The following is a 22,506-nucleotide window of genomic DNA, read 5'->3' as shown; positions in this document are numbered from 1 at the left end:
CATCGAGGAGGATATAACATGAGTAAAAAAATTGGATTTGTAGGTTTAGGAACAATGGGATTCCCAATGGCAGTTAATTTAAAGAAAGCTGGTTTTGAAGTAATCGGCTATGATGCGTTTAAAGGTGTTTATGAGAAGGCAGAAGCTGCTGGAATAACAATGGTAGAAACATTAAAAGAAGTAGCTGAACAAGCTGACGAAGCCATCATCTCAATGGTTCGCGACTATGCACAAAATGTGGACATTACGTTTGGTGAAAACGGCCTATTATCTGCACAGCCTAAAAACAAAACACTTATTGTCATGAGTACACTGGACCCTGATACCATGAATGAATTAGGCAAAAAAGTGGAAGAAGAAAGTGACTTAACCTTAATTTCTGCAGCGGTAAGTGGTGGTGCTTCAGGTGCTCAAGCTGGAACATTATCCATTATGACGTCTGGTAAAGAAGAGATCGTCAAGTCTTTCCAACCTTACTTTGATGCAATCGGTTCAAATACTTTCTACTACGGTAGCGAACCAGGTAACAGCCAAGTCGCAAAATTAGTTAATAATATGATCCTTGGAATTAATATGAATGCTGTCGCTGAAGGCCTTAAACTAGCAAACAATTATAACTTACCTGAGGAAGAAGTAATTAATCTACTTCAAGTAAGCACAGGTGATAGTTGGGTAGCAAGAAATTGGAGCGATGTTTCGGAATGGACTGCTGACACTGCATTAGCTGTATTATTAAAAGACTTAAAAGCAGCTTATAATGAGGGGCTAAAACACAATGTTACCCTACCATTCAATGCCCTATCATCCACTCAATTATTTGATTCAATGGGGAAAGAAAAACCAAAAGCATAATTGTAAAAAGCGTTCTGTCTTGAGCAGAACGCTTTGTTTATTTCCAGACTATACTCAGAGCAACTTCGATGTTAAACCTTCCTTTTCTCCCTGTGTTATACTAGAGTCCAAATTGGGTTTTTGGAGGGTATTTGATTTTGATTTCTTTTTATAAAAAGATGACTTTCAAACAAAAGATCTTTTACATCGTGCTCCTTCTTTGTTTCGGTGCGAGTATTATTTTTGTGAATAACAATTACTCTTTCTATGAAAACACGATTGCCAAAATGATTGAAATTGATCGTGTAGAAAAAACAGAACTAATCGATACGTTTAATAATAAGGATAACATGTTTACTCAACACATCACAGCTGAAATAAAAAATGGGGATAATAGAGGAAGACTAGTTTTGCTCGTCAACGAATTTTCATCATCGAAGGCATATGATCATGAATTTCATCTTGGGGATGAGGTATTTATTAAAGTTGACCAAAATGATGATAATGTTTCCGAGTTAACCGGAACGATTCTAGAAGTGAAACGTGATAAATATTTGCTTTTAGTAGCTTGGGTGTTTATTTTTGTACTTCTATTAGTAGGAAAAAAGCAAGGTCTTTTTTCGATTTTCAGTCTGGTCATAAATGCAGTCATTTTATCTTATGCTTTGGATCTTTATTTGGAGCAACCAGATCGAAATCTATTAGTGATATGTAGCGTAGGGATCATTCTCTTTACAGTTATTTCTTTATTGCTAGTGAATGGTCTGAATGAAAAGACTTATTCCGCCATTATTGCAACACTGTTAGGCACATTTGTTTCCTTAGCAGTAGCTTTTTTAGTGATTAGGATTACTTCTGGCGAAGGACTACGCTATGAAGAGTTACAGTTTATTACAAGGCCATATAAAACGGTTTTTATGGCTGGATTATTTATTGGTTCACTGGGAGCAGTAATGGATATTGCCATCACGATGTCTTCTTCCCTCTTCAGTTTATATGAAAAAAACAACAGCATCCCTGTTAAAGCACTTGTGAAATCTGGGTTGGAAATAGGGCGAGATATTATGGGAACGATGACGAATATTTTATTTTTTGCGTATATCAGTGGCTCGATTCCATTATTGATACTGTATTTTAAGAATGCATCCCCATTTGGCTTTACACTGAACATGAACCTATCCTTAGAATTGGCCAGAGCACTCGCTGGTGGAATTGGGATTGTATTAACGATTCCGATTGGATTATATACGACAATCTTTTTCATCATGAGAAAGAGGGCGAGACAATGAATGCACTAGTCTTATTAGCAGTCATTCTATTTATACTAATGGCGCTTATCGGAGGTAAAAAAGGAATACGTTCCTTTTTCGCGTTATTCTTCAACTTCGGAGTGCTCTTAATGACGGTTATTTTTATGAATGACCCGAATCTCAATCCCATCTATTTAACATTAATTGCATGTATTGCCATAAGTGGAATCAACCTATTTTATATAAATGAAGTAAACAGTAAAACAAAAACAGCTTTCCTTTCCACCATTATTACGACAATCATCCTGCTAGTGTTTATTCTCATGATTACGAAAAAATCGATGATTCAAGGATTTGGCGAGGAAGAAATCGAGGAACTTAGTATGTTCTCCCTTTATGTGGGTGTGGATTTTGTAAAGATTGCGGTCTCTGTCATCATTATGAGTACAATTGGGGCGATTACGGATGCGGCTATTGCAATCTCATCACCAATGCGGGAAATCTATTTCCATCATCCAAACATAAGTCGAAAAGAGTTATTTTTATCTGGGTTAAGCATTGGGAGGGATATCCTTGGAACAAGTACCAATACGCTTTTCTTCGCATTTTTCGGAAGCTATCTTGCACTTCTAATCTGGTTTAAGGACCTGTCCTATTCACTTGGAGAAATCGTAAACTCTAAAATATTTGGTGCTGAAATGATCACGATTTTAATCGCAGGCATAAGCGTAACTCTCGTGATTCCTATAACTGCATGGATTACAGCCTATTTCTTCGTAAAAAAAAGCAAGTGAGGAAAGAGGAATTGGACACAGGCTTTATGTCTCTGCAGAGTGTAGACAAAATCAAACTTGACTTTGTCTACACTCATTTTTATGGAAACACTCGTAAGATTCACTTTCCCAGACTGTCTTGAAAACGCTTGTCAGACAAGGCGCACTCACCGATCGAAGACGCGAATAGAAGTTGACTTCATGAGCGGACGAGTGAGGCTAGCAACAAAGTATCCGAGTGTTTATCAACAGTCTGATGGGACACAGGCTTTGTGTCCCTGTTTTTATGTGTCAACCTTTTTTGGTTAAATATGCGTCGAGCTTTTTTATAACATCATCACTAATATAAGACTCTATTTTATTCACTTCTTCTTTAATATTTTTTTCGTTGACTTCAATTAATTTAAAAAATCGGGCAAGAACGTCATGGTTTGATCTTGCTTGTTGGGCAATTTCAATCCCCTTTAGTGTCAGTGTTATCATTCCATAACGTTTAAATTCAATGTAGCCTTCCTCCCTCAATTTCCTCGCCATTTTTGATACAGACGGAACGGAAACATCTAATGACTTTGCTAGTTGCGAAACACGTGTATACCCCTCATCATTAAGATTTGTATAAATTTCCACAAGATACCTTTCTTGCTTGGCTGAAAGCATATCTGTATTTACACCACCTTTATTCAAAACCTATTCATCACCTGTTCCCGTTAATTGATCCTTACTTAAACCCACTTTTGTAATCTTATTAACGTCATCTACATCAAGGATTCCAAGATATTTTAGAATGATAGAGTATTTTACCATTTTAGAATAAATTCTGGGGCTTCTATGCAAGTGCTTTCCCCTCCTTTCGTGGTGCACTGGGAGTCGGTGTCCCTTATTTGCCTCGTTAATTAGGACTTTGAACATGTCCCTTTGTCCTAATCTTTGGGCGAATGATATGTGATAACGCTCCATGCTTAGGAGAACAAGTGAAGCTAATGAGAAAAATAATACCTGTTGCAAATGCCATGGAACCAGAGATGGAAGTGTCGATCCAGACTGCAAAATAGTAACCTATTATCGCCGAGATCACCCCAAATGATGCACTTAGTCCTATCATGATGAGCAGTTTGTCAGTCCAAAGATAGGCTGACGCTGCTGGCGTAATCAACATAGCGACTACCATGATGGCACCAACGGCATCAAATGAGGCAACCGTTGTTATGGAAACGAGTGTCATGAATAGATAATTCATTCCAAGCACTGGGATTCCGAGACTAGCTGCAAGTGCAGGATCAAAGGTTGTCAATTTCCACTCCTTATAAAAAAGACCGATTACCACGATGACTACAGTTAGTACAAGAAGTAACATAAATGTGGCTAAAGGGAACTCTCCGATCAATGGAAGATGAACAGTATTCCAAGGGACAAATGAGATTTCTCCCATCAATGCGTGTTGAACATCTAGATGGGCATTTCCTACTTTTGTTGCAATCAGGATGACTCCAATTGAAAAGAGAGTTGTAAATACAACACCAATTGATGCATCTTGAGCAATTCCTTTTGAATGGAACCACTGAACAAAATACGTTGTTAAAATACCTGCTATAGCAGCCCCAATGACCATGTGTATCCCACTCAAACTCTGGGTTAACAAATAGGCCGCTACTATTCCGAGTAGCACGGTATGACTAATCGCATCCGCCATCATTGCCATTTTACGTAGGATAAGAAAGACCCCGACAATTCCACAAGATATGCCGACTAGGGATGCGGTTAACAAAATCCAACCAGTGTATGTCACCGATTTACCTCCTTTATAAAAGAAGATGATACCGACTGTTCCAGTATTTCTTTTCTTTTATTTCGTTGCATCATAGATTCAACTACTAATCCCTTTTTCAGACCGAAAAATAAGGATAGTAGAAAAATAGAACCAGAGGTTACAACAATGAATGGACCAGTCGGTAATCCAGTTCCTAATGCACTGATCGTTGTTCCAACAGCTCCTGAAATCCCTCCGAATATCCCTGATAGCCACATCATTGTTTTAAAGGAATGCGTCCAGTAACGTGCACTTACTGGTGGAATAATCAATAATGCAGACATGAGAATAACACCTACTGCCTGGATTCCTACAACAATAGTTAGAACAAGAACCAGTAAATAGACTACATTCATTGCCTTTACCGAAAGGTTCAATCCTTTTGCAAAGTTAGGATCGAACAGAAATAATTTCCATTCTTTAAATCCTATGAAAACAATAAATATAACAGCAACTGCAAGTATCGACATGGTCATCACATCCGATAAGACCATAGAAGCTGCTTGCCCGAAGATAAAATTATTTAAACCAGCTTGATTTCCTGTACTCGTCTTGTTAACGAGAGTAAGTAAAACAATTCCTCCACCGAAAAACACAGCTAAAATCATCCCCATCGCGGTATCTTCGGTGATACGGGTTGTTGATTTTATCATCATGATACATAATGCTCCGAGCAGGGCACTTATTGAGGCTCCAATCATTAACACAAACAAATCTTTCACTTGAAATAATAGAAAGATCATCACCACACCAGGCAAAGCAGCATGCGAAAGAGCATCGCTCATTAGGCTTTGTTTTTTCCAATACGCTAAGCAGCCGACCAAGCCTGCAGCGATTCCAAGCAGTAGTGTGCTAATGAATACCCACTGAAAATTACTTGAGAGAAGAATTGACAATGCCGACTCCCTCCTTCAACCAACGAACGGTTCCACCATACGTTTTTGCAATATTAGTTGTCGTGAAGGTCGAAGAAACATCACCGTGGGCAATGACAGAACGATTTAAGAATAAGACTTGATCAAAGTAATCTTCCACAGTTTGAAGGTCATGATGGACAACTAGTACGGTTCTTCCTTCATTCTTTAATTCTTTTAATATTGTCATGATTGCTCGTTCTGTAGCCGCATCAACTCCCGCAAGTGGTTCATCCATAAAATACAAATCTGCATCTTGGATCAATGCCCTTGCTAGGAATACCCGTTGCTGCTGACCTCCTGATAATTCACTAATTTGTCGATGTGCATAATCAGCCATTCCTACTTTCTCCAGTGCCTCTAATGCTTTTCTTCGATGTTGTTTATTTGGCCATCTTATCCACCCGATTTGTCCATACATCCCCATCATTACCACATCCAAAGCATCCGTCGGAAAATCCCAATCAACAGAGCCTCTTTGAGGGACGTACCCAACGCGTGCTTTTACCTTCTTTAACGATGTATTGAAAAAGGAAGCAGTACCAGACAAACGTGGGTGAAGTTCTAATAAGACTTTAATAAGAGTAGATTTTCCCGCTCCGTTCGGTCCAACAATACTGGTTAGTGAACCTTGCTGTATTGTAAACGAAACATCTTGAAGCACTGTATTTTTTCGGTATGCAGCACTTAGTCTCTCTACTTGAAGAATACTCACTCGTTAACACTCCTTGTTAATCCATCGTAAACCGTATTGACATTGTGACGATACATTCCAAGATAGGTCCCTTCTTCCGTTCCAGCAGCCCCCATCGCATCTGAGAAAAGTTCTCCACCCAACGTGACATCGAGGCCTTTTTTTGCGGCTCCTTCAATAACGGCCTTAATTGAATTTTGGTTGATGCTACTTTCTACAAAGACAGAAGGAACTTTCTTTTCAAGTAATAAATCAACAGTCGAATGGATATCGGAAATGCCGACTTCATCTTCAGTACTCAACCCTTGTAGTCCAACCACTTCAATATCGTACATGCGACCAAAATAGCCGAACGCGTCATGTGCAGTGACAAGAATACGTTGCTCTTTCGGAATACTCGACATTTTCTCGATAGCCTCTGCTTTTAACTCATCAATTTTTGAAAAATACGCTTGTTTGTTTTGTTCAAAATAGCTAGCATCGTCAGGCGAAAATTTGATTAGTTCATCCGTTGCACTTTCTAAAGCCTCTTTCCAAAGATCTAAATCAAACCAGATATGCGGGTCGGTTGCCCCTTCTTCATCTTTTAATAATCGTCCTTCATCAATTGTCTCGCCAATTGCAAATACTGGTTTTGTTTCTCTCAGTTTGTTGAAGATATCACCAAGATTTCCTTCAAGGTACAAGCCATTGTAAAAAATGATATCTGCATTTTGTAGTGTCGCGATATCACCTTGAGTAGCCTCATACAAATGGGGATCCACTCCTGGTCCCATAAGACTCGTCACTTCTACCCGATCACCACCAATGATTTGCATTGGTTCACCTATTTGTGCAATCGTTGTGACAACTTGAATTGGTTTCTTGATGGAATCCTCCTCATGAGTTGGCTCATTTGTTGTCTTACTACATCCTAAAAGAACAAATGCCAAACTTACTCCCAAGATCATTAATCTGATCATCGTTATTGTATTTCCCAATTTCTGCGCCTCCTTGCTTTAATAAAAAAATGTTGCATAAAGGAAACTTTTTAGGTAAAAAAATTTATAGTTTCCTCTTTGACAAAAAGTTTCCTTAAGGAAAAACTAACTCATAATAGCTCATCCTGTCAAGAGTATTTCTTAGAAAAATTAAAAAAGAGGCAGAGAAAATCAGGACAGGTTCACTATTATAAGGTAACTTGCGTTGAGTTATTAAGTTGGACGATACGCGTGAATGATTGTTCAAAAAACTGTTCGGACATTATAAAAGACTTTTCGAGCAGGGTTTCGGCACGGAGTGGGCCAGATAAGATTTATCAGAGACTATTCAGCTACATTTCTTGCTCGCTTTGTTCTTCATCAAGCGTACGAAAGATTTATTAACCTTATTTTCAGTTTGAAGTGTCCTTCATCGTTTTGTGAAATAAAAAAAGCCGATCCCCATTTTTTAATTGGAGCATCGGCTCTTTCTCTTTTATTCCTAAAGTGCTTCTTTGATTAATTTTTTATAGTACATCACTGATAGAATTCCGAAGATTGAGTAGAGCAAAGTGTAGAAGACCATAACGATAATCATCGGTGTCCACATCTCGGTTCCGAACCAAAACCAGCCTGATTTTACGGCAAAGTAGCTGTGAGAAAGTCCTACAATTAATGGAATCCCGAAATTGAATAATTGTTTGATTTTAATTCCATTTAACAAATCCGTTCTTGTAAAACCTAATTTTCGTAAGATTGTGTAGCTACCCTTTTCTTCCTCCCCTTCATCCATTTGTTTGAAATAAAGGATACATCCCGATGTAATTAAGAAAGCTAATCCAAGAAAGCCAACAATAAACATGATCAAGCCCATCGCTTGTTTTTGCTTTGTAAAGGTATCAAGTTGTGACTCATGGCCTGCCCATTCACCCAATTGTAAGTCATTGAAAATTTGGTTCGCTTCTTTCAGTTCTGACCTCTTTTCAATATCAATACCAACATACACTGGAAACTCGGTGACTACCGCTGGGTTTACATCTCCTGCCAATTGCTGATACACGCTATCATCAAGCACCGCAATTGGGAAACCACCACCTGTTAATCGTAATGGAAGTAAGGTTATTTCATTGAGTCCAAGGGAATCTAATTCAAATGTTTTCGTTTTCCCTTCCATAATGACAGTTCCTTTTTTAAATGTAAAAAATGCTTTTATGGCTGAGTTGTTATTGATGAATACTGTTTCATTTACTGCAACATCAACTTCCTCAACAAAGCGATCAGACACAACAATCATTGGAGCTTTGAGATCCTCATTACCTGGTTGCCCGATTTCGATTACATTGCTTAAATCCGTATTCACGCTCATTAAATCAATTTCAGTAACAGAATAGCTAATATGCTGTTCATCCAGCATCTCTGTAAATTGATTTGCATGCTCCTTGTTTGGAATGGAAAAATGATTCACTACCCCTTCTTCTGCTGCCTTTTCAGCTGAATAATACGAGATATAAGTGAGAGACAGCAAGCCGAGCGATAATGCAGAAATCGTTGTAATGACAGTTAGCAAAATTGAATTGGATCTCATCCTGAACATAATCGACGACAAAGATAATACTCGATTAACAGACAAATATCCATTCTTCTTTTTACGAATGAGATTAAAGATAAACCGAATCGAACCTTTGTAAAAGAAATATGTCCCTATAATAACGGAAGCAAGGATTACAACCATCATTAAGAACATTTGTCCCATCATTTTAAATGAACCACTAAATAAAATGGTTGATAAATAATATCCTACAATAATGAATACAAGTCCTAGAACACCCATTATCACTTCAAGCACGGAGACTTTTCGCTTTCTTTCCTCTGATGTAGAAGTGGTTTGGAATAATGTTAAAATTTGCTGTTGCTTAATAAACAATGCGTTCATTACCATGATTAAAACATAAATGGCAGCAAAGACAAAGATTGTTTGAACAAGCGCATCCGATGAAAAACGAAGTTGGGCAACTTCTTCAATCCCAATAATTCTTAAAAGAATCATCATGACTAGTTTCGAGGAAACAAAGCCAACAATCGTTCCAATGGTCATCGATCCGAAATATAGAATCATATTTTCTACTGTCAAAATCCCAAAAGTTTTACCTTTTGAGATTCCAACTAATTGGAACAGCCCGATTTCCTTTCCACGTCGTTTAATAAATATGGTGTTCGCATAGACAAGGAAGACCATCACGATAGCAATTAACACCACGGAAGCAGCTTTTATCGCCGCAGCTCCTTTGATAGTCCCTGCCGTTTCATCCAAAGCAGGATCATACTGCAAGGTGACGAAAGCAAAATACAACGCAACACTAAAAATAAGAGCAAACACATATAAATAGTAGTTTTTAATGTTCTTTGCTAGATTTCGAAGAATGAGACTTTTAAAGCTCATGATCCCACCCCACCTAACACAGCCTGGGTCTTAATAATGTCGTTGAAGTAATCCTGTCTACTCTCCTCACCACGATTTAATTTCGTATAGATTTGTCCATCTCGAATAAAAATAACACGGCTACAATAACTCGCTGCTTGCGGATCATGTGTCACCATGACAATGGTCGCTTCTCGCCTTTCATTAAGATCACTCAATTTGTTGAGTAAATCTGAGGCAGATTTTGAATCAAGTGCGCCCGTTGGTTCATCTGCAAAAATAATGCTCGGTTCGTGTACGAAAGCCCGCGCTGCAGAGGTTCTTTGCTTCTGACCGCCCGATATCTCGTTTGGATACTTATCTTTCACTTCAAAAATCCCTAATTCCTTTGCCACATCTTCAAACATGACTTGCGCGGCCTTAGGTGAAATTTTGTTAACAGTCAATGGTAGCATAATATTTTCTTTAACTGTTAAGGTATCAAGTAGATGGTATTCTTGAAAAATAAACCCGAGGTGACGTTTCCGAAACTCGGCTAATTCCTTGTCTTTCATACTTGTGAATTCCTTGCCTTCCACTCGGATTGAACCTGAACTCACTCGATCAATCGATGAAAGCACATTTAATAAAGTCGTTTTACCAGAGCCAGATGGACCCATAATTCCCACAAACTCACCTTTTTTTACTTCTATATCAATTCCTTTTAAAACCTCTTGGCGGTTCCATTTATTCCCGTATGTTTTAACAATTTTACTCGCTTCTAAAATATTCAACCATATCAACTCCTTATCTCTATCTTAGACAGGATTTCTTATTTTCTCCTTCGAATTCCCGAACAAAATAGGAAAGCATGTGACATTATTGTCACATGCTTGTTAGTTTAACAAAATCATTTTTTTTCGGAAAAACTAATGTAAACGTGGTGCCCTCTTTATATGTAGATTGAACATCTATATGTATTTTTAACGATATCGCTGCTTTTTTTGTTAAGTAGAGGCCCATACCAGTTGCCGCATGATCATGATGATCCGTTGTGGATGTGAAGCCTTTCTCAAAGATACGTGGTAAATCCTTTGCGTGAATCCCTCGACCAAAATCCTCGATTTGCAGAACAACAGCTTCATTATTTAGGCTACTACGGATTTCAATATCAGTGTTTTCACTATATTTCACGGCATTCGTTAAGATTTGTCGTAAAATAAATGACAGCCACTTCCCATCTGATATCACTTCTGTCACATGAAGTGACAAATCAAAACCGATCCCTTTTTGAATGCACCATGATTGTAAGGACTGAATTTCCTGAATCAGGATGTTTTTTAATTCTATCTTTTCAATATAAAGGTCATTTTCCATCGTTGGAATTCGACGCCCATGCAATTGTTGGTCAAGCAGGAGATGAATCCGAAGCCATTCAGACTTTAATTTTTCCTTTAAAATTGGATTCTCTACAGTTTCAATCATTAACTGCATTGACGTGAGAGGAGTCTTCACTTCATGAATCCAAGACAGGAGTTCATCCTTTTCCTGCTCAAGACTCGTTGCATGGTGACTTATTTCTTTATGATAAAAATCGTATTGATTTTTGATGGTGGTTTCGACAAGCTTTTCAAATGGGGAAACACCCTCTTGAATATGTTCGATCCCAATATTCGGGTCCCATTCCTCGATTTGTTTATAAAAGGAAACTTCACGATTATATCGAATAAAGAGAAATAGGATAAAAAAGACAAAGCAGACAAGGACAATATATAATACAGAGCGAAATGACAAAGACTGATCGAGATATCCAATCAATAGGATAATCGTCTGAACGAAGAAGTAAAAGAAAATCCAACTCCTTCTCTCATTGAGAAATTTCTTCACCATTTACAAGCCATCCTCTTCCAGTGCCATATACCCTTGTCCGACTTTTGTTTGGATAGCGTGACCTAGACCAATTTCTTCAAGCCGCTTTCGAAGTCGGTTCACGTTTACGGTTAACGTATTGTCACTTACAAATCGTTCATCGTCCCACAGACTTTTAATGAGTTCCTCACGGCTAACAATCTGATTAACACGTTCGATTAAAATTTTCAAAATGAACATTTCGTTTTTCGTTAATTCAATGGTTCCAACGTCATTTTGCACTGTGTTTTTCACGAAATCAACGGAAGCACCGTTCCAAATTTTTAAATGTATTTGCTGTTCAAGGCTGTAATTGTAGACTCGTCTAAGAATTGCCTGGATTTTGGCAACAAGCACATCAAAGTGAAAGGGCTTCTGAACAAAATCATCAGCACCGAGCTGCATCGACATCACCATATCTGTGGGGTGGTCCCTTGATGATAGAAAAATAATCGGTACCTTTGAATGAGTTCGGATCATTCGACACCAATGAAATCCATCAAATTTAGGTAACTGAATATCTATAATCACGATGTCAGGCTGAATTTCCGTAAACTCTTTCATCACATTGCCGAAATCTTCAATTCCATACACTTCATACGACCACTGTAACAAACGCTCACGTATCTCTCCAAATAACGTCACATCATCTTCTATTAATAAAATCTTAAACACACACCATCACCATTGCTTTCTGGGACACGGTCATACGTCTAAGTCCCAACATATTAGATAAAAATAGTCTCTTACTAAGAATCCAATTTCTGATACAATATCGAACGTTACTATCTATATTTTATACTAAAATGCCAAAAAGTGCCTATCAGCAACTGGTTAAAAATAGTAGAGTCACTGGCAATAGAGTAGGCGCATGAATTTATTCATGCGCCTCTCACAGATCCGTACGTGCGGGTCATCGCATACGGCTCCTCCATGATTATCCCCGTTGGGGATGATGTTCATTGTAAATATCCACTAAAGATATGAGACCAATTTCTTTAAACCATTCATTTGGAAGTGCTACATGCACTGGGGTAGACATAGAACTTCTCCAAGCATACATGCGCAACTGTGGAAGTTCTCCTTTCCACTTTCTTCTTCGTAGTTCTCTGTGCAATTTTCTTATCTTTCGCCAGCTCCTCAATTGAACGGACCGTAGTCTCCTCCGAATCCACTTGTCAAACTCCGTAAATAGAGTCTTGGAATGCCAGTATCCGAAGTAGTTAGCCCAGCCACGCAGGTATGGATTAAGTTTCTCTTTAATTAGCTTCTCCATGTTTATTGTTTGATTTCGCTTTGTAATTTCCTTTACCTTATTCTTAAATTTCTTTATCGATTTTTCTGACGGCTTAACCCAATAACCTTGTTTAAATTCATATCCTAAGAATACAAAGGATTCTTTCATATTATCAACAATCTTAGTCTTTTCAGGATGTACAGTTAAACCGAGTTTTTGTTCAAGAAATCGAGTAACGGATTTAAGTACTCTTTCTGCACCCTTTTGTGATTTACAACAGATGACGAAGTCGTCTGCATATCTCGTAATGCGATGTCCACGCTCCGTCATTAATTCATCTAACGGATGCAAGTATATGTTCGCAAGAAGCGGACTAATAACACCACCTTGCGGAGTACCTTTTTCATTTAAGTGGAAACTTCCACCTTCCATGATTCCTGCTTGGAGGAAACTCTCAAGTAGTCCAATGACACTTCCATCCACTATTTCTTCTCTAACCAGTGACATTAGTTTGTCATGTGGAATTGTGTCGAAGTATGATTTTAGGTCTGCATCAATTACATACACATAACCATCCAATAAATCCTTTCGGATTTTATCCAATGCCATATGTGCACTTCGGTTCGGTCGAAAACCAAAACTACAATCAAGAAATTTAGCTTCAAAGATTGGCTCTATTATTCTGCGTACAGAAGCCTGTACTATTCGGTCTCTCACGGTTGGGATACCTAGAGGTCTTTTTGAACCATCAGCCTTTGGAATATATACTCGTTTCACTGGTCTCGGCTTATATGTCTTATCTCGTAATTCACGTTGAAGGATTTGTACATTATCCTCCACACCAAATTCAAAAGCCTTAATTGTTACTCCATCTATCCCTGCGGCACCTCGATTTCTTTTAACCTCTTTAAAGGCTTCCTCCATGTTTGGCATTGCCCATATTTTATCTATAAGACTATACCACTTTCTCTTTTGTGGAATCCTTACTCCCTCACGAAAACCTTGTTTGCCTTCTTTTCCGTTCATGTTCCGTATCTTTCCTTTCAGTCTGATGATTGACTAGCCCAATTTCCGCAATATCAACAGGTCCACAAAGTACTGCGCCCCCATACGGTCTACCCTTCTGTTCGACCCCGATTCTATGGATTTGTCCTATCGGTTTCTGTATGGACATGACGTATTCTAAGATAACTCGGTTTTTTTTCTTCCATGGACAGACGGGCTTCGCATAGAGTCCCTACCTTTTGGGTTAAGGCTCCTCTTAATAACTTGTATTAAGTCACTCACCATTGCGACCTTTCCGGTAAGCTTCTTCACTACTATCCCCTGCTCTGACTTCTCACCATTCATAATCTTATCTTATCCATCACGGACTTGAATAAGGGTTACCGTATTTCGGAAACGATGAGACCTCCTTGGGTCACGTCATCGGGCTTTCACCTGAATCCAGTCCTCTTAACTAACAGAGCCCTCTTGTGGCTTTGGACACTCCCTTCTTTTGCAGGGTTATCCGACTCTGCCAGCCAACATGGTTAGATTGTCACCTGTTCCAGGTTTTGCCTTCAAGTCCTCTGCACATTGCCTCACGGCAATGCACTACTTGTCAGCTATACACTTCCGCCACTACGGTGTGTTCAGGACTTTCACCTGTTAGTCCGATGCGCTGCCAAGCGCACAAAAGAAGTGGTACCTAAATCGGTACCACTTCTACATTTTTACTTCTTGATAGATGTCCTTTAATCGATCTCGTATTTTAAATTACGGAAAAGGATGGGACAAGTATAAACTATCATAATGGAGATAATTGGCATAGACGATTTCTACCTAGTTTTAGGATATGGGACAAAGTTTACTAGATATAGGACATATGGCGAATTTTATGGGACATTATTGTTCATAAATGGGACATCGGAGGATACTTATGGGACATACCTCAAATTATATGGGACAAACATATTACATCGAATAGAAAACTTGTCTGCTATAATCAATATAAAAGAGGTGAGGTCATGCAAAAACTAATCTTTGAAGCTGCATGGGATCGGACGATATCTCAGAAGGATCGTGAAGAACTCAAACAAGTTTTTCAAAAGGAGATCTCAAACTTAGGTAATGGGGTCACTTTTACAACGGTTTGGGTAGCAGAAAATCATAAAAATGAACTTTTAGTAACAGCCATTATCCATAATAAAACAGAGCAGCATTTCTGTTTTGAAAGTACCACTCTAGAATTTTACGAGGAGAGTACACTCCTAGCCGAGCATACTTTTACTCTTCCTTCACTCGTAGTAGCCGCTGAAACCAGCATGCCATGGACGTTTATTTTTCCAGTAGGTAGTTACGAACGTTCAGATTCAATTGAACTTGCCGAACTTAAACTAAAAAAAAGGAAGTAGATTCGATTTTCGAATCCACTTCCTATCTTTCTAATTTACTGGGCCTTTTGTGATTTCAGTTAGTTTTGGGTTAATTGCTAGGATCTTTGCATTTACTTCATTGATTCCAAAGCCACCTAATCGTTTTGTGTGCATGTCGAGATATTGTTGTGCAGTTTCCTTTGTTTCAAATGCGTAAATGCCACCTGCAATTTTTTCTTCGGGATTTTCTGTCCAAATCTTCCAGAGGAAGCCTTGTTCTTCATTAATACTTTTTGCCAAATCGGAAAATGCCACAGCCATTTCATCTCCGAAGGGGCCGTCCATTTTAAAATCTACTTGTAATATGTATGCCATTATTCGACTCTCCTTTATACCGTTTGTAAGTCCTTTTCCCGAATGCTTTTCAACGCTTTAGACCAAGCTACAACATCGTCTAATGTTGCATGTAAGGAATCTTGATGGAAAGGTGCTGGATTAAATTTGCTCATATCTTGGAAATCCGTGAATAGACTCATTGCGACTGAAGGTCCAACAGTTGCAACCTTTGGTACAGTTAAAATGAGGCGTAGATTATTTGCCGCTGTCACACCTAGAGTTGAGCCGTAGCTTACGATTCCCGCTGCTTTATGATTCCACTCCACATATAGATAGTCAATTGCATCCTTTAATCCAGATGTAATAGCTTTATTATACTCTGGAGTGACAAAAATAAATCCATCGAGACTGTTAATTTTCTCTGACCACGCATGTGCTTCTGGGGCTTGATAATCCTGACTCATGATCGCTGGAATCGGTTCATTAAATTTTGGTAGGTTATACTCCTTAATATCTACTAATTCATATTCAGCATCTTTTCTTTTGTCCGCAATTGATTTCACCCATTCTGCCACCTGTTTATTTACTCTTGAATCCCTTGTACTCCCTGTAATAATACCGATTTTAACCATTGTTTTATTCCTCCTAAATATTCTGTTTATTTTAACTATCTTAAGTGTAGCAAGGACGAAAACATAAGGACACCAACAGATAATTGGAATCGTTGTTTATCCAACACATTTATAAAAATGTATAAAAAGTGGTTTGTATCTAAAAAATTTACCAAAATTAAAAAAACGAGAGAAAAATCTCTCGTTTCTTGAAAAAAGCAGAAGTGTTTTTTCACTTCTAGTATTAATACTTTGATATATTGAAAACTACACCGCTTTTCCCTTCCATCCCTTGCCTTCGTTCACAAAAAGGATACCTAGTTCATGGTGCTCTCCTTCGTATAAAGCACGTTGCACGTAACGAACCTCACCATGGATGTCTAGCACATCGAGTTTACACAACGCCCGATTCTTTTGTAGTGCCTGGTAAAATTCCTGTACGGTTCTGACATGAATGCCGTTAACTTTTGAGATAGTTTCACCAATTTTGATTTGCATTTTTTCAGCTGGAGATTGTGGGATAATTCCCAAAACGAGCAAGCCTTGGTTTCGTTGTGAGAAAAACGTTGGTCTCGATTCGTCCATGAAATAATGTAATAAGTAGATAAGTTCACGTCCCGCTAGAGCGACAGAGGCAGCAATGATCGCGATAACTGGATACCAGATGCTTGCAACTGCTAAACCAGTAACGATGATTCCTAACAAGGATACACGTTTCCCAACGATTGGGATACTTTGCGTTGGGAGCATACTTTTTACTTTGTGATAAAAACCAATTCCAAACGGTACTAAAATCAAGGAGTATGCTTGTCCAGACAGATTGAACACTGGCCACCATTCAAATTGTGTGGTAAGAGCATCACCTGGTATTAGTAAAAACACAGGTGCAAGCCATAATCTTTGTGAGATATGAGCCCCAACTGGAAGTCCACGTTTACTTTTCAATAGGTCAGGTGATGAGCCGATGTGACCTCTTTTCAGAATTAAAATCCCTTCAGCTAGTAAAAGAACACCTAGTAAAAGCACGATGGCTGCAAGACTTGTTTCTCGCATGTCATCTAGCAATCTCGTAATAAATGTATTTTCAACGGTTAAATTCGATAATAAAACAATTCCAAAAAATGATACTCCTAAAATATAAGCTGGAGAAAGCAACCTTGTTTTTATTGGCAAACTCAGAAGTAAGGTGACAAGTGCGATTAACACGATGCTACCGAGAGGAACTACGACACCTGCTGCAATTGTTACAACGGAAATGAGTAACCCTGCAAGCCAACCGCCTGGAATCAGTTTTCTTAAATCAAAAAACCCGTCTTCTACCCGTATATGAAAGGCACGACGCTCTCGTTTAACGCGAAAATAGCCTAAAAGCACGCAGTATCCAGCAAAATAATAAAACATTGGATGCAGGAAGAAGCGTCCAATCCCTTTTGCAAATTCTAGTAACCATAACGTGATCAATCATTTCACCACCTGTTGTATGACTTAATATGTAAAAATATTACGATTAATTTCCTTCTTTTTATTGTACCAAATCCTTGACTAAAGTAAAACTTTATCAGCGAGGGAGTTTCTTCCTTCATGATTGTTCGGAAAAGCCCATAAGGTTAAGTCTTTGAATACGGACGAAAATTGATTATGTCCCATAAATTAAGGTGAATGTCCCAAATATTTCAGTTTGTGTCCCATATAAGTGAGTTACGTCCCAAATATTTCAGTTTGTGTCCCATATCTTCAAAGGTTTGTCCCATTTATTCAATAGCTTGTCCCATAAAACCAAAACCTCAACTGTAGGTTGTCTGCCTACTGGCCTTGAGCCAGTGAGGCTTTTAATTCCTCGAACCTGGATGAATGTCCATTATAAGAGATGGTACGTCCCATAAATTTCAGCTTGTGTCCCATATCTTCAAAGGTTTGTCCCATTTAGCCAATAGCTTGTCCCATAAAACCAAAACCCAACTGTAGGTTGTCTGCCTACTGGCCTTGAGCCAGTGAGGCTTTTAATTCCTCGAACCTGGATGAATGTCCATTATATGAGATGGTACGTCCCATAAATTTTAGCTTGTGTCCCATATCTTCAAAGGTTTGTCCCTAATAACTCTATTAATGTCCTATTATGAAACACCAGAAGAACGAAATCGCTACGCGATGGCTCTAAAAAAGCCCTCTAAGACCAAAAAAGCATAAAAAAATAGAAAAAGTATGTACCTTGTGGTATTGTTTAATCGCCAAACCAAACAATCCAAGAAAGGACATACTTTTTCTAATGAAGATTATACCACGTATTTCACAAAAAATATATTACTATATTTTCCTTAAGTTTAGAGGCCCTCCTTGATTGTTGATTTTATTACGATTCAAAGTAATTAATTTCATTCAGGAGGAACTTACATGAAGCAGTATGAACAACAAGTCGAGCTGTATTTTGAACTTAAGGGTACCCCAGATTCTTCAAGAGAATCCTATTGGCGTAGAATGAGAGCCTTTCTACATTACCTCCAGGAACAAAATAAATCCGTAGAAGATATGACGGTAGAGGATATCCAACAATACATCCTTTATCTCAAAAGAGATAGAGGCCTTTCAGCTGGAACCATAAATAATTATATTTCATCTATTAAATTCTTTTACACTTACGTGTTAGACAAAGATTGGAACAATAGAAAAATTCCTAGGATGAAAAGAATTCAAAAATTTCCTGTCATCCCATCAAAAGACGATGTTTTCTTACTATTAAATTCAACCGACAATTTAAAACATAAAGCCATCCTTCATTTAATCTATGGAAGTGGGCTCAGAGTAAGCGAAGTAGCCAAACTAAAGATAAGTGATATCTGTAGTAAGACCATGCGAGTTCGTGTTGAAAATGCAAAACACAATACCAATAGGTATACCATTTTATCGGAAACAGCACTGAAAGTGCTTCGAGAATATTTCAAAATACATTTCACAAAAAACTTTAAACCGAATGACTGGCTTTTTCCAGGGAGAAATCCATCCGATCATATTCATGTCAAAAGTATTAAGAATACGATTATTAGGCTTAGGGATCAACTCAAACTTGATACGAATATTTCTTCGCATACTTTAAGACATTGTTTTTCCACGCATGCATTAGAGGATGGTGTAGAGCCTGTGTATATCCAACAAATGCTTGGACATAAAAGGTTTACTACAACAGAAAAGTACCTACACATGACCTCTAAAAGTCTTATGGGAATCAAGAGTCCCTTGGATACTCATGGAGATCATCAAGTATGAACACCGTTCAGGAAGTTTTCTTAAAGTTCTATCCAGAGTACAAGGAGAAATACAGATTGTCCAGAGAACAATACAAAGCAGCACAAGCTATCATGAACTGTAGAACATCTAAGTTGGGTGGACATGCCTACTCATGTCACACATGTGGACACTATCAAGTAAGTTATAATTCCTGTCGCAACAGGCACTGTTCGATGTGTCAAGGGGTCAACAAAGAAGTATGGGTCGATAAAAGAAAAAAGGATATTCTTAACGCCCCGTACTTTCATGTGGTATTTACCATGCCAGAACAACTACACATGGTCATTTATCATAATCAGAAATTACTTTATGATTTAATGTACAAGGCTGTCGCAGAGACTTTATCAGAACTTTCTTTGGATCCCAAATACTTAGGAGCACAAATAGGTCAGTTCTCAGTTTTACATACCTGGGGTCAAAATTTGCATTACCACCCTCATATTCACTCGGTAGTAATGGCAGGAGGGCTTTCTAAGCAAAACCAGTGGCGTGCTTCGAGTAAAAAGTTCTTTATCCCAGTAAAAGTATTATCCAAAAAGTTCCGTGGAAAGTATCTCTATTATTTAAAACAATATTATGAATCTGGTTTACTCGAGTTTTATAATGACGCTAAACAATATAAAAATCCTAGGAAGTTTCAGAGTTTAATAGATGAATGTTATTCACTTAACTGGTACAGCTACACGAAAAGGACCTTTTCGGGCCCCCTAGCTGTGGTTCAATACCTTGGTCGCTATACTCATCGTATCGCTATTTCTAACAATCGGATTGTTTCAATCAATAAAGATACGGTGACATTTCGAGTAAAAGACTATCGAAAAAAGAGTAAAAAAGAGACGGTTACCATGAAAGGTGTAGAATTTATTCGGCGATTCTTAATGCATATACTCCCGAAGGGATTAGTAAAAATCAGACATTACGGACTACTTGCCAACCGAAATAAAAAAACAAAGCTTTCACTCTGTAGAAAATTAACCAATAGTCCCAGTTACAAACCAGATTTTGAAGGACTAAATACGATTGAAATCATTTCTAAACTTACTGGGAAAGATGTCACGTTATGTCCATCTTGTAAGGTTTCACACCTTAAATCATTTGTTTCAGAAAAAGAAGAAGTACCTTGAAAACCTCAAACCAAATACACTTTTTTAAAGCCGCTTAAATGGGGAGGGGGAAAGTATGCCCAAATATCAAATTGTCCATGAAAAAATACACTTTTTACAGATCTAAACCAAGGAAATCACGAAGAACAAGAGAAAAGCAAAGAATGAATTCCCATAGGCCGAGACCGCGACTTCATTCTTCTTGGCAATCAAAAATTTTGCGTATTACGTAATAGCACACAAAAAGAAGAAGGCACATTGAACGGTTCATAACCGTTCAATGTGCCTTCTTTCGCGCAAAACTTCCGATTGTCCCCTTTAAGAACCGTCCCCTTGTTTCACTTGTTTCAAAAAAACACCTCTCCGGTTTTGGAGAGGTGTTACTATTTTTTATTTTGTTAGGACTTCCATTGCTTTTTTGAGTTGTTGGTCGTTTTTTTCGTCTCGGATGGCTTCGATGACTTTTGCTTCGATGGCGCCTGCCGTTTTTTCGTTAATGGTACCAGTTTCTTCTAGGTTATTTGCCAGTTGGAATGCTTTTACGGCAAGAACAGTTTCTCCACTGAAATAGCCGTCCTCACGACCTGGGTCAAATCCTAGACCTTTTAGCATGATTTGTGCATTTTTAATTTTTTCATTGTTCATATTTTGAGTAAGTTCTTTCTCAAACTGAATTGGGTTCGCATAGAAAAAGTCTGGTTGTTTGACTTCAACAGTTGGTTCGATTCCTTTTTCGTGGATCCAGTTTCCATCTGGTGTGAGCCATTTGAACATCGTTAACTTTAAGTTACTTCCGTCGCCCATGTCACGCGCTTGTTGGACCGTTCCCTTACCAAATGTTTTTTCACCGACAATGTCATATCCACCTGACTCTTTTAACGCGCCTGCTAAAATCTCAGATGCGGATGCACTTCCTTGGTCAGTTAATACCACAATTGGATAGTCCTTTTGCTTTTCAAGAGTAGAGAAGAAGCGTTGCTTTTGGCCTTCTCTGTTTTCAATTTGAACGTATGGCTTTTCTTTTGTTACTAGCTGTTTTAAAATCTCTTCTACACTTTCAAGAAGTCCACCAGGATTTCCACGGACATCGATGATAAGACCTTCCATGCCTTGATCTTCAAGCTCAGCTAATCCTGTAATGAAATCTTCAGCTGTTTCTTGAGCGAATGAGGTAATTTCAATTAGTCCGAGTTTTTTATTGTTGTATTCCTTCATGTCTGTGTAAACTGTTTCAATCGGAATCGTATCTCGCGTAACTTTTACTTCCATTAATTCTGTTGCACCAGGTCTCATGACTTGCAGGGTAACAATGGTTCCTTTTTCACCACGAATTTTTAAAACGGCCTCATACAAATCAAGTCCCTCGATGCTTTCGCCATCAATTTTAATGATTTGATCGTTTGGCTTTAAGCCCGCTTTTTCAGCTGGTGAATCTTTGAATGGAGCGACAATTGTGACTTTGCCTTCCATCATGCTCACCTCAGCGCCTATGCCTTCAAATGAAGATTCCAATGAGTCGTTGAACTGGGCAGCTGTTTCTTCATCCATATATGCGGAATAAGGGTCATTCAGTGTGCTCACCATTCCCTGAATGGCGCCCTCAATTAATTTTTTTTCGTCCACCTTTTCAACATAACTAGATAAAATCATGTTGTAAGCTTGACCGATCTTAGATAAATTATCTTGGTTTGTTTGTTTACCGCCTTCGGTGTTTTGGCTTGGTTGCTGAACGAGTGGTTGTTCGTTGTTATCAAGTAGTTGAACCACTAAAAACGTAACACTCGCGCCTAATAGTAAGGATAGTACCATGTATAATGCGACAATTTTACGACTCAACCTGTGTTCCTCCTCATCACGAATACAAATACAAATTCATATCGTTAATTTTTGTAGCTTTGCTGTTCTTATTCATCCCAAACGGTCGAGAAATAGTCAAAAAGCCTTAAGTAAGCATAAAGCTAGACCAATATGACTATTTTTTCGAGTTGTTCAGAAAAGGCACCACACATGCGTTAGTGCGATGCCTTTGTATAAAAAATATGTAAT

The 22,506-nt window shown here is 38.3% G+C and carries 21 protein-coding genes; 6 read left to right on the top strand and 15 right to left on the bottom strand.

Annotation, left to right across the window (positions count from 1 at the left end; all coding sequences use genetic code 11):
* Nucleotides 1-18 precede the first annotated feature (18 nt).
* The 3 genes from ACWPVE_RS11915 to ACWPVE_RS11905 all read left to right on the top strand — a co-directional run bounded on the left by ACWPVE_RS11915 (nt 19) and on the right by ACWPVE_RS11905 (nt 2,875).
* Nucleotides 19-852: an NAD(P)-dependent oxidoreductase gene (locus tag ACWPVE_RS11915; protein WP_453993583.1), complete on the top strand. Its 834-nt coding sequence runs from the start codon at nt 19-21 to the stop codon at nt 850-852.
* A 158-nt stretch (nt 853-1,010) separates the two neighbouring features.
* Nucleotides 1,011-2,120, top strand: coding sequence for a YibE/F family protein (locus ACWPVE_RS11910; protein ID WP_453997490.1), 1,110 nt, complete (start codon nt 1,011-1,013; stop codon nt 2,118-2,120).
* Entirely contained in the window at nt 2,117-2,875 is a 759-nt protein-coding gene (locus tag ACWPVE_RS11905; protein WP_453993581.1) for a YibE/F family protein, read from the top strand. The genes ACWPVE_RS11910 and ACWPVE_RS11905 overlap by 4 nt, the downstream gene beginning before the upstream one ends.
* A gap of 270 nt (nt 2,876-3,145) precedes the next feature.
* Here ACWPVE_RS11905 and ACWPVE_RS11900 read toward each other — a convergent pair whose 3' ends face one another.
* From ACWPVE_RS11900 to ltrA, 11 genes are all read right to left on the bottom strand, one after another.
* The gene (locus ACWPVE_RS11900; RefSeq protein WP_453993579.1) at nt 3,146-3,538 is read right to left on the bottom strand and encodes a metal-dependent transcriptional regulator; all 393 of its coding nucleotides are present in this window, start codon (nt 3,536-3,538) and stop codon (nt 3,146-3,148) included.
* 3 nt (nt 3,539-3,541) lie between these two features.
* Entirely contained in the window at nt 3,542-3,688 is a 147-nt protein-coding gene (locus ACWPVE_RS11895) for a hypothetical protein (protein ID WP_453993577.1), read from the bottom strand.
* A 55-nt stretch (nt 3,689-3,743) separates the two neighbouring features.
* Nucleotides 3,744-4,640 (bottom strand): metal ABC transporter permease, encoded by an 897-nt coding sequence (locus ACWPVE_RS11890; protein WP_453993575.1) that lies wholly within the window; start codon nt 4,638-4,640, stop codon nt 3,744-3,746.
* Nucleotides 4,637-5,557, bottom strand: a complete 921-nt coding sequence (locus tag ACWPVE_RS11885; protein WP_453993572.1) for a metal ABC transporter permease — start codon at nt 5,555-5,557, stop codon at nt 4,637-4,639. Before ACWPVE_RS11885 ends, ACWPVE_RS11890 begins: the two co-directional genes overlap by 4 nt.
* Nucleotides 5,535-6,290, bottom strand: coding sequence for a metal ABC transporter ATP-binding protein (locus ACWPVE_RS11880; RefSeq protein WP_453993570.1), 756 nt, complete (start codon nt 6,288-6,290; stop codon nt 5,535-5,537). The genes ACWPVE_RS11885 and ACWPVE_RS11880 overlap by 23 nt, the downstream gene beginning before the upstream one ends.
* On the bottom strand, nt 6,287-7,231 hold the full coding sequence (locus ACWPVE_RS11875; protein ID WP_453997488.1) for a metal ABC transporter solute-binding protein, Zn/Mn family: 945 nt from the start codon (nt 7,229-7,231) through the stop codon (nt 6,287-6,289). Before ACWPVE_RS11875 ends, ACWPVE_RS11880 begins: the two co-directional genes overlap by 4 nt.
* A gap of 499 nt (nt 7,232-7,730) precedes the next feature.
* A complete protein-coding gene (locus tag ACWPVE_RS11870; RefSeq protein WP_453993568.1) occupies nt 7,731-9,668 on the bottom strand; it encodes an ABC transporter permease in 1,938 nt (645 codons plus the stop codon).
* Nucleotides 9,665-10,420 carry an ABC transporter ATP-binding protein gene (locus tag ACWPVE_RS11865; protein WP_453993566.1) on the bottom strand — a complete coding sequence of 252 codons (756 nt, stop codon included), beginning with the start codon at nt 10,418-10,420 and terminating at the stop codon, nt 9,665-9,667. The genes ACWPVE_RS11870 and ACWPVE_RS11865 overlap by 4 nt, the downstream gene beginning before the upstream one ends.
* A 91-nt stretch (nt 10,421-10,511) precedes the next feature.
* Nucleotides 10,512-11,516 (bottom strand): sensor histidine kinase, encoded by a 1,005-nt coding sequence (locus ACWPVE_RS11860; protein WP_453993564.1) that lies wholly within the window; start codon nt 11,514-11,516, stop codon nt 10,512-10,514.
* Entirely contained in the window at nt 11,517-12,209 is a 693-nt protein-coding gene (locus ACWPVE_RS11855) for a response regulator (RefSeq protein WP_453993562.1), read from the bottom strand.
* A gap of 262 nt (nt 12,210-12,471) precedes the next feature.
* A complete protein-coding gene (ltrA, locus tag ACWPVE_RS11850) occupies nt 12,472-13,797 on the bottom strand; it encodes a group II intron reverse transcriptase/maturase (RefSeq protein WP_453990916.1) in 1,326 nt (441 codons plus the stop codon).
* A 983-nt stretch (nt 13,798-14,780) separates the two neighbouring features.
* On the opposite strand from ltrA, the gene ACWPVE_RS11845 reads away from it, so the two are divergent.
* Nucleotides 14,781-15,167, top strand: coding sequence for an SLAP domain-containing protein (locus tag ACWPVE_RS11845; protein ID WP_453993560.1), 387 nt, complete (start codon nt 14,781-14,783; stop codon nt 15,165-15,167).
* A gap of 30 nt (nt 15,168-15,197) precedes the next feature.
* Here ACWPVE_RS11845 and ACWPVE_RS11840 read toward each other — a convergent pair whose 3' ends face one another.
* The 3 genes from ACWPVE_RS11840 to ACWPVE_RS11830 all read right to left on the bottom strand — a co-directional run bounded on the left by ACWPVE_RS11840 (nt 15,198) and on the right by ACWPVE_RS11830 (nt 17,536).
* Nucleotides 15,198-15,503: a monooxygenase gene (locus ACWPVE_RS11840; RefSeq protein ID WP_453993558.1), complete on the bottom strand. Its 306-nt coding sequence runs from the start codon at nt 15,501-15,503 to the stop codon at nt 15,198-15,200.
* A gap of 14 nt (nt 15,504-15,517) precedes the next feature.
* Nucleotides 15,518-16,096 (bottom strand): NADPH-dependent FMN reductase, encoded by a 579-nt coding sequence (locus tag ACWPVE_RS11835; RefSeq protein ID WP_453993556.1) that lies wholly within the window; start codon nt 16,094-16,096, stop codon nt 15,518-15,520.
* 246 nt (nt 16,097-16,342) lie between these two features.
* The gene (locus tag ACWPVE_RS11830; RefSeq protein WP_453993555.1) at nt 16,343-17,536 is read right to left on the bottom strand and encodes a PDZ domain-containing protein; all 1,194 of its coding nucleotides are present in this window, start codon (nt 17,534-17,536) and stop codon (nt 16,343-16,345) included.
* 930 nt (nt 17,537-18,466) lie between these two features.
* Here ACWPVE_RS11830 and ACWPVE_RS11825 point away from each other — a divergent pair.
* Together ACWPVE_RS11825 and ACWPVE_RS11820 are read left to right on the top strand one after the other, a co-directional pair.
* Entirely contained in the window at nt 18,467-19,336 is an 870-nt protein-coding gene (locus ACWPVE_RS11825; RefSeq protein WP_453990210.1) for a tyrosine-type recombinase/integrase, read from the top strand.
* Nucleotides 19,333-20,481 carry an IS91 family transposase gene (locus ACWPVE_RS11820; protein WP_453993553.1) on the top strand — a complete coding sequence of 383 codons (1,149 nt, stop codon included), beginning with the start codon at nt 19,333-19,335 and terminating at the stop codon, nt 20,479-20,481. The genes ACWPVE_RS11825 and ACWPVE_RS11820 overlap by 4 nt, the downstream gene beginning before the upstream one ends.
* A 369-nt stretch (nt 20,482-20,850) precedes the next feature.
* Here the strand turns inward: ACWPVE_RS11820 and ACWPVE_RS11815 are convergent, their stop codons facing one another.
* The gene (locus ACWPVE_RS11815; protein ID WP_453993551.1) at nt 20,851-22,296 is read right to left on the bottom strand and encodes a S41 family peptidase; all 1,446 of its coding nucleotides are present in this window, start codon (nt 22,294-22,296) and stop codon (nt 20,851-20,853) included.
* Nucleotides 22,297-22,506 lie beyond the last annotated feature (210 nt).

The organism is Bacillus nitroreducens, assembly GCF_964021195.1.
Note: the sequence above shows the minus strand (reverse complement) of the source record. Positions and strands in the feature narration are given on the sequence as shown.

Excerpts from the sequence above, each read along its gene's own strand:
- ACWPVE_RS11870 (WP_453993568.1), bottom strand. The coding sequence starts at position 9,668 with ATGAGCTTTAAAAGTCTCATTCTTCGAAATCTAGCAAAGAACATTAAA.
- ACWPVE_RS11905 (WP_453993581.1), top strand. The coding sequence starts at position 2,117 with ATGAATGCACTAGTCTTATTAGCAGTCATTCTATTTATACTAATGGCG.
- ACWPVE_RS11835 (WP_453993556.1), bottom strand. The coding sequence starts at position 16,096 with ATGGTTAAAATCGGTATTATTACAGGGAGTACAAGGGATTCAAGAGTA.
- ACWPVE_RS11820 (WP_453993553.1), top strand. The coding sequence starts at position 19,333 with ATGAACACCGTTCAGGAAGTTTTCTTAAAGTTCTATCCAGAGTACAAG.
- ACWPVE_RS11845 (WP_453993560.1), top strand. The coding sequence starts at position 14,781 with ATGCAAAAACTAATCTTTGAAGCTGCATGGGATCGGACGATATCTCAG.
- ACWPVE_RS11915 (WP_453993583.1), top strand. The coding sequence starts at position 19 with ATGAGTAAAAAAATTGGATTTGTAGGTTTAGGAACAATGGGATTCCCA.
- ltrA (WP_453990916.1), bottom strand. The coding sequence starts at position 13,797 with ATGAACGGAAAAGAAGGCAAACAAGGTTTTCGTGAGGGAGTAAGGATT.
- ACWPVE_RS11840 (WP_453993558.1), bottom strand. The coding sequence starts at position 15,503 with ATGGCATACATATTACAAGTAGATTTTAAAATGGACGGCCCCTTCGGA.
- ACWPVE_RS11910 (WP_453997490.1), top strand. The coding sequence starts at position 1,011 with ATGACTTTCAAACAAAAGATCTTTTACATCGTGCTCCTTCTTTGTTTC.
- ACWPVE_RS11875 (WP_453997488.1), bottom strand. The coding sequence starts at position 7,231 with ATGATCAGATTAATGATCTTGGGAGTAAGTTTGGCATTTGTTCTTTTA.
- ACWPVE_RS11825 (WP_453990210.1), top strand. The coding sequence starts at position 18,467 with ATGAAGCAGTATGAACAACAAGTCGAGCTGTATTTTGAACTTAAGGGT.
- ACWPVE_RS11860 (WP_453993564.1), bottom strand. The coding sequence starts at position 11,516 with ATGGTGAAGAAATTTCTCAATGAGAGAAGGAGTTGGATTTTCTTTTAC.